Source organism: Cypionkella psychrotolerans (assembly GCF_001294535.1).
Lineage (GTDB): Bacteria > Pseudomonadota > Alphaproteobacteria > Rhodobacterales > Rhodobacteraceae > Cypionkella > Cypionkella psychrotolerans.
In genome coordinates, this window is sequence record NZ_LGIC01000031.1 from 197,323 (window position 1) to 211,620 (window position 14,298).

A 14,298-nucleotide genomic window follows, 5' to 3' on the forward strand; every position below is an offset into this window, starting at 1 on the left:
GCCAGCCGCCCGTTGTGTTTTGCATTAGACTTTGGTTTTGCCCAGATCGGCAAATTTTGTCGGATCTGCAGCTTTCAGTTTCGCGGCCAGCAAGATGCCGACGATGGCCGCGACGATCACCAATGATGGCAGCATCCACGACAGATTGCCTTCTGCCCCAGTCAGCGCGCCGAAGTCGGTGAAAATTTTCACGAACAGCACGGCCATGATCGCGCCAGAGATGATCGGCAGGATCTTGGTCGAAAGCGCGGTCTCCCCCATCGCATCCTTTGCAAAAAACGCGATCACCGCAAAGGAAGTCAGCGACATCAGGCCCAACACGCCCAGCGTGCCCAGCTGCGACAACCACGAGAACAGGTTGAGCACCGGATCAAGCTGGTAGACCACGAACACGGTCACGAAGATCAGCGCCAGAACGGTCTGGATCACCGAGCCGATATGCGGTGACAGGTGTTGCGCATGGGTGAAGCCGACCGCAGCGGGCAGGATACCTTCGCGCCCAGTGACGAAGATGTAGCGGGCGATGGCATTGTGAAAGGCCAGCAGGGCGGCGAAAACCGAGGTTACGAACAAGATGCCCATGATCATCGACAGGGTATCGCCCAGATAGGTGCTGCCCAGCTGGAACAGGAACATCGTCGGGTCCATGCCGCCCAAGGTTGGCATCAGCTGGTCATTGCCGATCCCCATCACCATCAGCCAAGAGGTGATCGAATAGAAAATCCCGATCGCCAGCACCGAAAGGAAGGTCGCGCGCGGCACGGTGATATGCGGGTCGCGGGCTTCTTCCGAGTAGATCGTGGTCGCCTCAAACCCGATGAACCCTGCGAAAGAATACAGGATGCCAATCGACCAAGTGCCCGAGAAGATGTTTTCGGGCATGAAGGGCGCAAAGTTCAAACCGCTCGCGCCGCCTTTGGCGAGTATGACGATATCCAGCAGCACGACGATGGCAAACTCGAAAAACACCAGCACCATCAGCACTTTGGCCGATAGATCAACTTGGCGATAGCCCAGCACAGCGATGATGGCGATAGCGGCGTAAGACCAGTAATACCATGGCAGATCGACGCCAAACTGCGCGAAAGTGCCTGCAGCGGCATAGCCGAACAGGCCCATCAGCCCGATCTGCATGGCGTTGTAGGACAGCATTGCGATCAAGGCCGCAGCGCCGCCGACATGGCCGCCCAAACCCTGCGCCGCGAAAGCATAAAACGCGCCCGCGTTCTTCACATGCCGCGACATCGCGACATATCCGGCGGAAAACATCAGCAAAATCGCCGTCACGATCAGGAAGGTGCCGGGGATGCCGATGCCATTGCCGAGCAGCATTGACAGCGGAATGCCACCCGCAGCCCCGGTCAAGGGTGCCGCCGCCGAGACCACCATGAACGTCACAGCCGCCACGCCCAGCGAATTTTTCTTCAGTTGGTTTGAAGGAATGCCAGCCTCAGCCATGCTGCACCCCCGGATGTGCGGAATTTTTCATTCGCGTTCCCTTCCTGTCGGTTGACTGCCTCCGTTCATCGGTGGCTTTCGGTTTGTTATTTGAACCGATGGTTCGATTTCATTTGACAGCACCCGCGACATTCTGTCAACTGAAATGAAAGAACTGGCCTGCGGGGTCGGATCAGAATGTTGGACGCAAAATGGGTACTGTTTCTAAAGCACTGGAATTGCTAGATTACTTCACCAAGGCGCGCCCACTTATCGGGCTGTCGGATATTGCGCGTTTGGCCGATCTGAACAAAGCCACCTGTTTTCGCCTGCTGACCGAGCTTGGCGAAAATGGCTTCGTCGAGCAGGTCGGCACCAGTCGCGAATATCGGCTTGGCCCCAGCGTCCTGCGTCTGGCGGCGCTGCGCGAGGCTCAGGTGCCAACGCGCGATGCCGCGATGCCGGTGCTGCAATCTCTGGCGCAGCAAACTGGCGAGACAGCACATCTGTCGCTGCTGATTGCCGATATCCTGCGCCCGCTGGCGCATGCCTACAGTGCGGCGCATGCCACCAAGGTCATGCTGGAAGATACCGAGACTCTGCCGTTTCATGCCACCTCGTCTGGTCTTGCGGTGCTGGCATTTCAGCCGGAAGCCTTCCGCAACGCGGTGCTGGCAAAGCCGCTGGCGCAGTTGACCAGCACGACACTGACCAACCCCGCCGCCCTGCGCGCCCGCATCGCTGAGGTGCGGGGTTTGGGCTATGCCGAAAGCCGGGGCGGCTACGAATCGGATGTTCATTCTATGGCGGTGCCACTGTTTGACGCTTTGGGTCGGTGCAGCGGCGCGCTGGCGGTGGCTGCCCTTGGCACCCGGATGGGTGAGGCGCAGCGCCGCATGATCCGCTACGCACTGCTGCAAGCGGGCACTGAGATCACCACACTCTGGGGCGGCACTTTGCCCGCCGATATCGCGACACTGTGGCGCTTGGCCGCCTGACGGAAGGAAAGCCGATGAAAGACGAAAACTACCTGAAAGCCAACAATGCCCGCAGCATGTGGCATCCGATGACCGCGCCCTCTGACAGCCTGAAAAACCCGCCTGCAATCATTGTTGGCGGCAAAGGCGTGCGGATCACCGATATCGACGGGCATGAGACGGTCGATGGCGTCGGTGGGTTGTGGAACGTCAACCTCGGCTACTCTTGCCAGCCGGTGAAAGATGCGATCACCGCGCAGATGGAGCGGCTGCCGTATTATTCGACCTTCCGGGGCACCTCGAACGATTGTGTGATTGAGCTGGCTGAGGAATTGCGCAAGTTTTTCGAGCCTGATGGCCTTGTCAGAGCCTTTTTTACCTCAGGTGGGTCAGACTCGGTTGAAACCGCGCTGCGGCTGTCGCGACAATATCACAAGATCAGGGGCGATCAGGGCCGGGTGAAATTCCTCAGCTTGAAAAAGGGCTACCACGGCACCCACATGGGCGGCGCATCGGTGAATGGAAACGCCAACTTCCGCACCATGTACGAACCGCTGTTGCCCGGCTGCCACCATATTCCAGCCCCCTACACCTATCGCAACCCGTTCAATGAGACCGACCCGGCCAAACTGGCCCAACTGTGCCTTGCCGCGCTGGAGGACGAAATCGCCTTCCAGGGCGCCGCAACCATCGCGGCCTTTATCATGGAACCGATCCTTGGCGCGGGCGGGGTAATCCTGCCGCATGAAAGCTTCATGCCGGGAGTCGAGGCGATCTGCCGCAAAAATGGCATCCTGCTGATCGCGGATGAGGTAATCACCGCCTTTGGCCGCACCGGGGCTTGGACCGGCAGCCGCTTATGGGGGGTGAAGCCGGATTTCGCCTGCACCGCCAAAGCGATCACCAACGGCTATTTCCCCTTCGGCGCCACGATGATTTCCGAGCGGGTGGCAGAGGTGTTCGAATCTGATGAGACCGGCAAAGCCGCCATCGGCCACGGCTACACCTATTCCGGCCATCCGGTGGGTGCTGCAGCGGCACTGGCGTGTTTGGCGGAAACCCAAAAGCTGAACGTCAAGGAAAACGCTGCCGCGCGCGGAGCTGAGTTGCATCAGGGTCTGCTGGATTTGCAAACCAGGCACGAATTAATCGGCGATGTGCGCGGCGGGCATGGCTTGATGTGCGCGCTGGAACTGATCGCGGATCGGACCACGAAAAAGCCGGCCGACAAAGCCATTCCCGGCAAGGTGCAGCAGATCGCTTATCAAGAAGGCGCGATGGTGCGGGTGTCTGGCAACAATATCATCATGTCGCCGCCCTTGGTGCTCACCTCGGCGGATGTGCAGGTGATCTTGTCCAGCTTGGACGCAGGCTTTGCGGCGCTCTGATCACTGCACTGCCTCGGCCAAACGCGGCGCAACGGCGCGGACTTGGGCGATATAATCCCGCAACATCGGCACCCGGCGCGGGCGAAAGCTTGCGCCGGTCGGCACCACATTCTGCATCCGGTCGAGGTGAAAGCGGCGGAAGTCTTGCCGCAAGCAACACCATGCCAAACACATCAACGCTTGATCAAAATACACAATCGACAGCGGCCATATCTGCCGCTGCGTCTGGGTGCCATTCACATCAAGATAGCTCAGCGCCACCTCTTGCTCGGCCCAAGAGGCTTCGCGCAACAAAGCCACATGCGCGGGCGGCGCGGTTCGGGTTTGAAACTTGATCGAGCGTGATACCGCATGCACCGCTTGCCGCTGCACCCGTTCCGGCAGAGTGGCGACGATCTTCGCCATCGCCACTTCCGCCGCCTTGGCCATCGCCGGATCGCCCATCTGCCGCACCTCGGCCAGACCGAGCACCAGCGCCTCGACCTCTAGCCGTGTGAACATCTGCGGTGGCAGCGCGGGGTCTTCGGTCAGCGTATAGCCCACTCCCGCCTCACCGTCGATCAGCGCGCCACCCGCCCGCAAACTGTCGATGTCACGATACAACGTCCGCGCCGAGACACCCATTTCCTCGGCCAGCCGCGCAGCCGTCACCGGCTGCGGCAACATCCTCAGAGCAGTCAGCAGTCGGAAAAGGCGATCAGACTTGGCCATAACATCCTGACGGTTTCTGACAGTAGGCCTCTAGCATAAAGAGCCCATCGCAAAACACAACGGAGACGAAACATGCTGACCCTATTCCACGCCCCGAACTCGCGCTCATCCGCCATCGTGACCCTGCTTGATGAGATGGGCATCATCGACAAGGTCGAGATCCGTCCTGTCGACATCCCGCGCATGGATGGCTCTGGCGGCCGCGATCCGTCCAATCCGCACCCCGAGGGCAAGGCCCCTGCGCTGTTGCACGACGGTCATCTGATCACCGAACGCGGCGCGATCATGCTGCATCTGACCACGCTGTTCCCCGAAGCGGGGCTGGCACCCCCCGTCGGTTCGCCGCTGTGGGGCGAGTATCTGACGTGGCTGTCTTGGTATCAGGGCGTGTTAGAGCCTGTTTTGGTGATGAACGCACTTGGCCTTGACCATCCGGGCATCCCGCGCACGTTCCGAGGCCATCCCGAAGCTGCTGCCCGCATCCGCAGCGCGCTGCAGAAGGGTCCGTGGCTGCTGGGTGATACATTTTCCGCCGCCGATCTGCTTGTCCATTCGCCCTACGCTTGGTTCAAAGATGTCACCCCCGACGATCCGTTGATCCGCGATTGGGTGGCGCGTTGTATGGCACGCCCAGCACGGCTGCGGGTGCTGGCTGCAGATGCCGCAGCGATGGCGAAAACCGCCTGAGGCCAGTCACAGCCATAACTTTCGCAGTTATCTTCCAACAATGCGCTGCCGCTACATCGGCAGCGCATTGCCGAGTTTGCGGGTCAGCTCGCGCGCAGAAGATTGCACAGCCCGCGTGATCACCGCCTGTAACTCAGCGGTCAGGCGGTGGCAGGGAGTCGCCACTGCAATCGCGCCAACGGCTGCTTTGTCAGAGCCAAAGATCGGGCAGCCGATGCCGCAAACATCGCCTTCATAGGATTTGTCGATACTGGCGTAACCCAAGCGCCGCGTCTCTGTCAGGGCAGCTGTCAACTCTGCCTGCGTGGTCATGGTGTTGGGGGTGAACGCCACCATCGGCAGCGCCATGGCCCGTGCGACCACATCCGGCGCGGCAAAGGCCAGAAACGCCAGCCCCGAGGCCGTGGCATGAAACGGCAAGGTCTCAGACCCGCGCATTGAGACGCGATTGGCCCTTTTGCTTTCCGTAGTGGCGATCACCGCCAGCGCATTGTTGGTGTAAAGTGAGCAATGCGCGGTCTCGCCGGTTTCCTCGGCCAAAGCATCCAGCATAGGTTGCACCACGGCAATCACCGGAAACGTCGCCTCCCGCAACCGCGCCAGATGCAGCACGGCGGGGCCAAGGCGATACAACTTGCTACCCGTATTTTGCTCGATCAACCCTGCCTCCCGCAAAGTGTTCAGCAGGCGGTGTACCGTGGCCTTGTCGTGGCCCGACAGCCGCGCGGCGTCGGACAGACCGATCTCGGGGACTGATTCGGAAAACAGATCCAACAGCGACAGCGCACGTTTCACAGCTATGGTCATGGAATCCTTATCTCTTTTAACGTGTTAAATAAAATATCTGCCCAGTTGACGTAGAGCCGGTTTCTCTGCACGATATCTGAACCAACGGTTTACACAGTGAACCACACAAACAGGGAGAAGGAAATGGCAAAATTCATCCGGCGTGCAGTGCTGGGCGGAGTACTGAGCGGGGTGGCCATTGCCACCGTACTGGCGTCCACGATTGCAGCATCGGCAGAAGACACCAAGGTGCGTATCGCCTATTTCCTCGCCGACAGTATGCTTCCCGCACTCTACGCGCAGGAGAAGGGCTATTTCGCCGCAGCCGGGATCGCGCCCGAATTCATCGCCGTGCAAGGCGGTCCTGCGGTGGTGGCGGCGATTGCATCGGGCGAGGCCGATATCGGCTATTCGTCTCCGGTGCCGCCGATCAATGGTCGGCTGAACGGTGTGCCGATAAAGATGTTCCTGCAACTGTCGCAAGAGGTTGACCCAGATAAGAAATACACTTGGCTGGTGGCCTCGGGCGCGTCGGGGATCAAAGATATGGCTGGAGTAAAGGGCAAGAAAATCGCCTTCAACGCCAATGGAGGCTTGTGCGAATTGATGTGGTGCGATCACCTTGCCGCCACCGGGCTGACGATTGACGATGTGCGACCCGTGGTGCTGCCCTTCCCCGAACAAGAAGCCGCACTTGAGCAAGGCAATATCGACGCAACCTGCGCGATAAACCCGTTCTATTCCTCAATATCTGGCAATACAGCGCTTGCCCCGGTGACGATCGCTGCAGGCACGCTGCATGATCTGACGCAGCCCTTGATGAATGACGCGCTGTTTGCCAGCGATGATTGGCTGGCTGCGAACGGTGAAGCCGTGGTGAAGGTGGCCCAAGTTATGGACAAAGCGCGGCATGAATTGCTGGGCAACCGTGCCGCTCTCGAAGGTGCTGCGGTGCAATTCATGGAATTGACACCTGAAGCCGCCAAGGCCTTCAATCTACCGATTGTCAAGGAAAGCATGGCGATCACCGGGGCCGATGTGCAGCGGATTCTCGATGCGATGATCGCAACCGGGATGCAGCCCGGCCCGCTGAACGGCGCCGATTTCGTGGCCGAAGTGAAGTATTGATCTTGCAGGGCGGTGCCGATTGGCCCGGCCTTTGCTTTGGGGGACGCCACGATGACAGCACTTCTGAGCACCAGCGCGGTGGGCAAACATTACGGCAGCGGTGCCGCGCGGATGCCGATCATTGACGGGTTGGAGCTGTCGATTGCCAAGGGCGAATTCGTGTCTTTGGTCGGGCCCTCGGGCTGTGGCAAGACCACTTTGCTGATGTGTCTGGCGGGGCTGCTGGCCCCCTCCGAAGGGCAAGTGCGTTTTAACGGGCAACTGGTGACGGCACCGCCGATTGGGCTTTCGGTGGTGTTTCAAGATTATTCGCGCAGCCTGCTGCCGTGGAAAAGCAACCTCGACAACGTGCTGTTTGGGATGCGGCGGGTGCAGTTGTCTGGCCCCGAAAAGCGCGCCCGCGCCGTTGAGATTTTAGCGGCGGTCGGGTTAAGCGGGTTTGAGGCGCATTATCCGTGGCAGGTGTCGGGCGGGATGCAGCAACGGGTGGCGATTGCGCGCGGCATTGCGGCACAGTCGCAACTGTTGTTGCTGGATGAGCCTTTGGCCGCAGTCGATGCACAGACGCGGGCGGATATGCAGGATTTGCTGCTCGATCTGGCCAAGCGATTTAATCAAACCTGTGTGCTGGTGACACATGATGTTGAGGAAGCCGTCTATATGGCCAACCGGGTGCTGGTGCTTGGGCCGCGCCCGACAAAGGTGGTGCGCGAGGTGATTGTTGACCTGCCGATGCCGCGCGACCAGTTGGCCACCCGTGAAGACCCGGCCTTTCTGCACGCGCGCCACGAGGTGATGGCGCTGATCCGCGGCATGCGACAGGGGAAGGCGCTGGCATGAACTGGGCAATTTGGGCCGAACGGCTTCGGGTGCCGATTTGCGCCGCCTTGCTGCTGGGAGCGTGGCAGCTCGTCTATGCTTTGGGTGTGGTGCCCGAGAAATACTTCCCCTCTATTCCCACCATCGCGACCGCGTTCTGGGCGATGCTGAATGACGGCACGGTGCTGTCAGCTTGGGCGGTGACCTTTGGGCGCGCGACGGTTGGGCTGATCGGGGCCGCACTGCTGGGCGTGGCACTGGCGATCATCTCTGACCTCTCGCCCGTGCTGTCGCGCGGCATCCGCTATATATCGGACGTGTTGCAACCGATCCCGCCTGCCGCCTTCGTGCCGATGGCGGTGTTCATGCTGGGGCTGGGGACCAAGCTATACGCCTTCGTGATCATCCTCGTCACAATCTGGCCGCCCTATCTGAACGGGGTGGCTGCCTTGGCGGGGGTCGGATCGGTGCAACTGAACACCGGCCGGATGTTTGGGCTGACCAACTGGCAACTGCTGTGGCAAGTGAAACTGCCCGCCGCTTTGCCCGAGATTTTCACCGGCATCCGCTATGCCGCGACCATCAGCCTGATCGCGGTGATCGTGGCTGAAATGCTGGCGGGGCGTGATGGCATTGGCTTTATGATCTTCAAGAAAGCCTTCGCGCTGCGCACCCCCGAGGTGTTTGGCCTGATGTTTCTGGTCGGCCTGAATGGCGTCTTGCTGAACGGCTTGGTTAATCTGCTGCGGCAGGGTCTGACCGGATGGCACATCAAGATGATGGAGCGCCCGGAATGAAACGAGAAACGCGAATCGCCCTGCTGGGCCTGCTGGTGCCGCTGGGCATAGTCATTCTGTGGCAAATCGCGGCGCTGCTGCAAAAAACACCGCTGTTTCCGGGGCCGGGCAAGGTGGTGGTTGCGATCTGGGACAACTACCCGGTGATCCTGCACCAGTTGGGCATCACTCTGCGGCGCGCCTCGGCGGGCTTTGCGGTGGCGGTGGTGACGATGATTCCGCTGGGGATTTTCTTGGGCCGGGTGCGGGTGGTGGGTAAAGTGTTGGAGCCGCTGATGGATATGCTGGCGACCCTGCCGCCACCTGCGATCATCCCCTTGGTGATGTTGTTTGCGGGCACCGGGGATTGGGCGAAGATCGTGATCATCGCCTATGCCGCCGCCGTGCCCTTGCTGATGAACAGCTATGAGGCGTCACATTCGATCAATCCGATGCTGTCGCGCGTGGCCAAATCGCTGCATCTGTCGCGGCTGGAGACGATGCGGTTGATCGACTGGCCCTCCAGCCTGCCGATGATCGCGACGGGCGCGCGGTTGGCGATTGCGTCCAGCCTGCTGGTGTCGGTGACATCGGAAATGCTGCTATCGACCAATGGCATCGGCACTTACTTGCAACGCAGTCAGGAGAATTTTCGCATTGATGCCGGGCTGGCGGGGATCGCTTTCATCTCGTTGGCGGGGGTTTTGGTGAATGCCGGGGTGTTTCGATTGGAGAAGAAATGGCTGTTCTGGCACTACCGTGACCAGCGGCCAGCGGAGTAGATCATGGCCAAAAACATCCTGTTCATCATGTGCGATCAGTTGCGGGCGGATTACCTGTCTTGCTACGGCCATCCACATCTGCACACGCCCAACATTGATGCCCTTGCCGCGCGCGGGGTGCGCTTTACGCAAACCTTCGTGCAATCCACCATCTGCGGCCCCTCGCGGATGTGCGCCTATACCGGGCGCTATATGCGCAGCCACGGCAGCACGCAGAACGGCGTGCCGCTGAAGGTGGGTGAGTTGACGCTGGGCGACCATCTGAAACCGTTGGGCGTGCGCACGGTTCTCGTCGGCAAGACCCATATGGTCGCGGACGAGGATGGCATGGATCGCTTGGGCATTGATCCGGCGTCGGTGATCGGCGTGCATATCAGCGAATGTGGCTTTGAGCCCTATGAGCGCGACGACGGCCTGCACCCCGACGGCCCCTATTCCCCCGACCCCGCCTATGACAGCTATCTGCGCCGCCAAGGCTATGCGGCGAAAAACCCTTGGGAGCATGTGGCGAACTCGGGTTTGGCGGCGGATGGCACGCTGCAAAACGGCTGGCTTTATGCCCATGCCGACAAGCCCGCCCAAGTGCGCGACGACGACGCCGAAACGCCCTATATGACCCGCCGCGCCATGCAATTCATGGCCGAAGCACAGGCCGATGGCCGCCCGTGGTGCCTGCATCTGTCCTACATCAAACCGCATTGGCCCTATATCGTCCCCGCCCCCTATCACGACATGTATAGCCCCGATGATCTGCTGCCTGTGGTGCGCGATGAGGCCGAGCGGCAATCGGCCCATCCGGTGCTGGCGGCGTTTCAGGCCGAACGCTATTCCACCGTCTTCAACCGGACCGGCGCGCGCGAAACCGTGATTCCAGCCTATATGGGGCTGATCAAGCAGATCGACGATCAGTTGGGCCACCTGTTTGCCTTCATGGACAAGGCGGGGCTGACCGAGGAGACGATGGTGGTGTTCACCTCAGATCACGGCGATTATCTGGGCGATCATTGGCTGGGTGAGAAATACATGTTTCACAACCCATCCGTCAAAGTGCCCCTGATCATCGCCGATCCCTCACCCGCCGCCGATGCCACCCGCGGCACGGTTTCGGATGCTTTGGTTGAGATGATTGACCTTGCCCCAACCTTCGTCGAAGCCTTTGGCGGCCCGCCCCTGCCACATATCCTTGAAGGTCGCTCCCTTCTGCCCTTACTGCGCGCAGAAAGTCCCTCGTGGCGCAAGGTGGTGATCAGTGAGTACGACTATGCCTTTGATTTAGCGCGGGTAAACCTAGCCGTCCCAGTCCCTGATGCGCGGCTCTATATGGTTTATGACGGGCGGTTCAAATATATCCACGCCGACGGCTTCGCACCGATGCTGTATGATCTGACAACCGATCCGCAGGAATTCACCGATCTCGGCACCGATCCCGCCCATACCGAAACCCGCGCCCGGCTGTACGAGGCTTTGGCGAAGTGGAGCCGAACCACCCGCACGCAAACCACGGTGTCAGATGCCGCAGTCATCGCCTCGGACAAGGCAGCGCAGGCCTATGATCTGAACCTCGAATCCGGGGTTCTGATTGGTTATTGGGATGAGGCGGAACTGGCGACGGAGCAGGCAAAGCGCACCGCATTCAAAGCATCGCTATAGCCGCCGCTTGGGCAGGGGCAGCAAGATTAGCCCCGTTATGTCGTGTGACCAATCCCACCGGATTGCGCGGGTCATGAAAGCAAAAGGGCCGCCCAAAGGGCGACCCTTTCCAAGTCAAACCGAAGTCTGAATTCAAGCGTTAACGCTGTCTTTCAGCGCCTTGGCGATGGCGAATTTCACTTGCTTGTCGGCGGCTTTGGTCACGGTCTCGCCGGTTGCCGGGTTGCGAACCTGACGCTCGGGGCGCTCACGGCAAGCCATCTTGCCCAGACCCGGCAGCATCACCGAACCACCAGCCGCAACTTCGCGTGCAACGACAGCCGCAACGGCGTCCAGTGCGGCTGCTGCGGTTTTCTTGTCCGCACCCATTGCGTCCGAGATCGCGGCAAGCAGTTGCGTTTTGGTCATGGCTTTGTTCATCGTCTTGTCCTTGTTTCCGGCCCTCATGCTTCAGGGGCCCTGATATGGCGGATGCAGCGGCTTCTCATGGTTTTGCGCCCTATGGCAAGCCCTTTCGGCCTAAAATAAGGCATTTCCTTAGAGCGGTTCAGGTTTTCGCGGCAGCATGGGCATCGGAAAACGCGTTCGCGAGACGCGCGAGGCAGCGATTTCCGATACCTTGTAAACCTGAACCGCTTTGGTCAGAGGAAGGCTGTCTCTTCAAAACTGCGCAACTTGCGGCTGTGAATCCGCTCTATCGGCATGTCGCGCAGCCGCTCCATCGCACGGATGCCGATTTGCAGATGGCGACTGACCTGCGTCTTGTAGAACTCGCTGGCCATACCCGGCAGCTTCAGCTCGCCATGCAGCGGTTTGTCGGAAACACACAGCAAGGTGCCATAAGGGACGCGGAAACGGAAGCCATTGGCGGCAATCGTCGCACTCTCCATATCCAGCGCAATTGCACGGCTTTGCGACAGCCGCTGCACCGGGCCGGATTTGTCGCGCAGCTCCCAATTCCGGTTATCAATCGTGGCCACGGTGCCAGTCCGCATGATGCGTTTCAGCTCATAGCCTTCCAACTGGGTGACCTCGGCGACAGCCTCTTGCAGCGCGATCTGAATTTCGGCCAGCGCGGGGATCGGCACCCAGACCGGCAGATCGTCGTCCAACACATGATCTTCGCGCAGGTAAGCATGAGCAAGGCAAAAATCGCCCAAAGACTGACTGTTTCGTAATCCGGCGCAATGCCCAACCATCAGCCAAGCATGCGGGCGCAGCACCGCGATATGGTCGGTCGCAGTTTTGGCGTTCGACGGCCCCACCCCGATATTGACCAGCGTAATGCCGTTCCCGTCAGCGCGTTTGAGGTGATACGTCGGCATCTGCGGCGTCTTGGTCGAGGGCAAAATCACCCCATCCGGCGTGGTGATTTCCTGATTTCCAGTTGCCACAAAGCTGACGTAGCCCGAGTCTTCATCGGCCAGTGTGGTGCGGGCATAGGCCTCAAACTCATCAACGTAGAACTGATAGTTGGTGAACAGCACATGGTTCTGGAAATGCGTCGGATCGGTCGCGGTGTAGTGTGACAGTCGCGCAAGGCTGTAATCCACCCTTTGCGCCGTGAAGGGGGCAAGCGGCTGCGAGCCATCGGCGTTATGGGTGCGGGTGCCGTTAACGATGTCATCGTTGGTGGTCGCCAAATCCGGCACATCGAACACATCGCGCAGCGAAAACTCCAGCACACCCTCTTGCGGCACCGACACCGCTGGGTTGCCCGCCACCGCGAAGTGCACCGGGATCGGCGTGTCAGAATAGCCGATCTGCACCGAAACACTGTGGTTCTGCATCAACAGGCTGATCTGCTGGATCAGATAGTTGCGGAACAGGTCGGGCCGGGTGACCGTGGTGGCATAGGTGCCGGGGCTGGCGACATGGCCAAAGGCAAGGCGGCTGTCAGTCTTGATATGGCTGCTGACGGTCAACCGGATTTCAGGATAAAACGCGCGGATGCGGGTGGCGGGTTTGGCGCCTGTGACCGAAGCGCTGAAATGCTGGGATAGGAAACTCGTGGCGTCATTGTAAAGCACCTCCAGGCGATCCACGGCTTCAGCGGCATCGGTATAGGAGTCTGGGGCGGTGAAATCAGGGATCAGGATTAGAGCGGGTTCGTCGTTCATGGCATCATCTTCTTCTTTTTGATCGGGCATCTAAGGCCGAAGCGGGCGATTTCGCAAGTGAAGTCTTGATGACGCAGCCCTGCGCGCATCTGGGGTCTTGCGAAGCCGGGGGCGGGCGGGAATAAAGGCGCGATGAAAACCTTGCTTTCCCTTGGACATGGCTATTCCGCCGCCGCCTTGACCGCTCTGCTGATCCCGCAGGGTTGGCGGGTGATCGGCACCACCCGAGAGCCCGAGCGGATCGCTGCCCTGCGCGATCAGGGGGTGGAGCCGCTTTTGTGGCCGTGCGATATTGGGGCGGCTTTGGCGCAGGCGACGCATATCTTGGCCTCGGCAGCACCCGATGGTTCGGGCGATCCGTTCCTGCATGCAGCTCGCGATCAGATCATGGCGGCGCGGGCTGAATGGGTGGGTTACCTTTCCACCACCGCTGTCTATGGCGACCATCAGGGCGGTTGGGTGGATGAGGAGACCCCGGTCAACCCACAATCGGCGCGGGCCGTGGCGCGGGTGCTGGCGGAGCGGCAGTGGTTGGACACGGGGTTGCCGGTGCAGGTGTTTCGGCTGGCCGGGATATACGGGCCGGGGCGCGGGCCGTTTGAGAAGGTGCGGGATGGTTCGGCGCGGCGGGTGATCAAGGCCAATCAGGTGTTCAGCCGCATCCATGTGGCGGATATTGCAGCCACCTTGCTTGGCTCGATCCTGCATCCTGATCCGGGTACTATCTATAATGTCTGCGATGATAATCCTGCCCCGCCTGAGGATGTGCTGTCTTATGCTGCGGCTTTGCTGGGGTTGCCGGAGCCGCCGACAGTGCGGTTTGAGGAGGCTCAGATGACGCCGATGCAGGTCAGTTTCTATTCGGAATCGAAGCGGGTTCGGAATGATCTGATCAAGCGGGATTTGGGGGTGAGGCTGGCTTATCCGACCTATCAGGACGGGCTTAGTGGGCTTTTGAAGTGATGGTCCCGAGTTGGGACCAGACGTTAAGCTATTGATTTAGATAAATTACATGTTTTCCGTTAAGGAAAAATTTA

14 protein-coding genes are annotated in these 14,298 nt (G+C 60.0%); 9 read left to right on the top strand and 5 right to left on the bottom strand.

The features are described 5' to 3' along the window. Window positions 1-24 precede the first annotated feature (24 nt). The gene (locus AKV04_RS06055; RefSeq protein WP_054005540.1) at window positions 25-1,458 is read right to left on the bottom strand and encodes an APC family permease; all 1,434 of its coding nucleotides are present in this window, start codon (window positions 1,456-1,458) and stop codon (window positions 25-27) included. Window positions 1,459-1,649: 191 nt separating this feature from the next. On the opposite strand from AKV04_RS06055, the gene AKV04_RS06060 reads away from it, so the two are divergent. Both AKV04_RS06060 and AKV04_RS06065 read left to right on the top strand, forming a co-directional pair. After that, window positions 1,650-2,435 carry an IclR family transcriptional regulator gene (locus AKV04_RS06060; RefSeq protein ID WP_054005541.1) on the top strand — a complete coding sequence of 262 codons (786 nt, stop codon included), beginning with the start codon at window positions 1,650-1,652 and terminating at the stop codon, window positions 2,433-2,435. 14 nt (window positions 2,436-2,449) lie between these two features. Then, window positions 2,450-3,802, top strand: a complete 1,353-nt coding sequence (locus AKV04_RS06065) for an aminotransferase class III-fold pyridoxal phosphate-dependent enzyme (protein ID WP_054005607.1) — start codon at window positions 2,450-2,452, stop codon at window positions 3,800-3,802. On the opposite strand, the gene AKV04_RS06070 is transcribed toward AKV04_RS06065, so the two are convergent. Further along, the gene (locus tag AKV04_RS06070) at window positions 3,803-4,513 is read right to left on the bottom strand and encodes a helix-turn-helix transcriptional regulator (RefSeq protein WP_054005542.1); all 711 of its coding nucleotides are present in this window, start codon (window positions 4,511-4,513) and stop codon (window positions 3,803-3,805) included. 72 nt (window positions 4,514-4,585) lie between these two features. Between AKV04_RS06070 and AKV04_RS06075 the strand changes: the two genes are divergently transcribed. Next, window positions 4,586-5,200 carry a glutathione S-transferase family protein gene (locus tag AKV04_RS06075; RefSeq protein WP_054005543.1) on the top strand — a complete coding sequence of 205 codons (615 nt, stop codon included), beginning with the start codon at window positions 4,586-4,588 and terminating at the stop codon, window positions 5,198-5,200. A gap of 51 nt (window positions 5,201-5,251) precedes the next feature. On the opposite strand, the gene AKV04_RS06080 is transcribed toward AKV04_RS06075, so the two are convergent. Beyond that, a complete protein-coding gene (locus AKV04_RS06080) occupies window positions 5,252-6,007 on the bottom strand; it encodes an IclR family transcriptional regulator (protein ID WP_054005544.1) in 756 nt (251 codons plus the stop codon). Between the two features lie 123 nt (window positions 6,008-6,130). On the opposite strand from AKV04_RS06080, the gene AKV04_RS06085 reads away from it, so the two are divergent. Genes AKV04_RS06085 through AKV04_RS06105 form a run of 5 tightly spaced genes read left to right on the top strand, consistent with a single transcriptional unit; the run spans window position 6,131 to window position 11,141 of the window. Continuing rightward, window positions 6,131-7,114, top strand: a complete 984-nt coding sequence (locus tag AKV04_RS06085) for an ABC transporter substrate-binding protein (protein WP_054005545.1) — start codon at window positions 6,131-6,133, stop codon at window positions 7,112-7,114. Window positions 7,115-7,165: 51 nt separating this feature from the next. Further along, window positions 7,166-7,954 carry an ABC transporter ATP-binding protein gene (locus AKV04_RS06090; protein WP_054005608.1) on the top strand — a complete coding sequence of 263 codons (789 nt, stop codon included), beginning with the start codon at window positions 7,166-7,168 and terminating at the stop codon, window positions 7,952-7,954. Beyond that, on the top strand, window positions 7,951-8,730 hold the full coding sequence (locus AKV04_RS06095) for an ABC transporter permease (protein ID WP_054005546.1): 780 nt from the start codon (window positions 7,951-7,953) through the stop codon (window positions 8,728-8,730). Before AKV04_RS06090 ends, AKV04_RS06095 begins: the two co-directional genes overlap by 4 nt. Beyond that, entirely contained in the window at window positions 8,727-9,491 is a 765-nt protein-coding gene (locus tag AKV04_RS06100) for an ABC transporter permease (protein WP_054005547.1), read from the top strand. The genes AKV04_RS06095 and AKV04_RS06100 overlap by 4 nt, the downstream gene beginning before the upstream one ends. Before the next feature lie 3 nt (window positions 9,492-9,494). Continuing rightward, complete coding sequence (locus AKV04_RS06105; protein ID WP_054005548.1) at window positions 9,495-11,141, top strand: sulfatase-like hydrolase/transferase; 1,647 nt, start codon at window positions 9,495-9,497, stop codon at window positions 11,139-11,141. Between the two features lie 132 nt (window positions 11,142-11,273). Here AKV04_RS06105 and AKV04_RS06110 read toward each other — a convergent pair whose 3' ends face one another. Both AKV04_RS06110 and AKV04_RS06115 read right to left on the bottom strand, forming a co-directional pair. Further along, window positions 11,274-11,561 carry an HU family DNA-binding protein gene (locus AKV04_RS06110; protein ID WP_054005549.1) on the bottom strand — a complete coding sequence of 96 codons (288 nt, stop codon included), beginning with the start codon at window positions 11,559-11,561 and terminating at the stop codon, window positions 11,274-11,276. Window positions 11,562-11,782: 221 nt separating this feature from the next. Then, a complete protein-coding gene (locus AKV04_RS06115; protein WP_054005609.1) occupies window positions 11,783-13,261 on the bottom strand; it encodes an AMP nucleosidase in 1,479 nt (492 codons plus the stop codon). Window positions 13,262-13,393: 132 nt separating this feature from the next. Here AKV04_RS06115 and AKV04_RS06120 point away from each other — a divergent pair, with 132 nt between their 5' ends. Further along, a complete protein-coding gene (locus AKV04_RS06120) occupies window positions 13,394-14,224 on the top strand; it encodes an SDR family oxidoreductase (protein ID WP_054005550.1) in 831 nt (276 codons plus the stop codon). Window positions 14,225-14,298 lie beyond the last annotated feature (74 nt).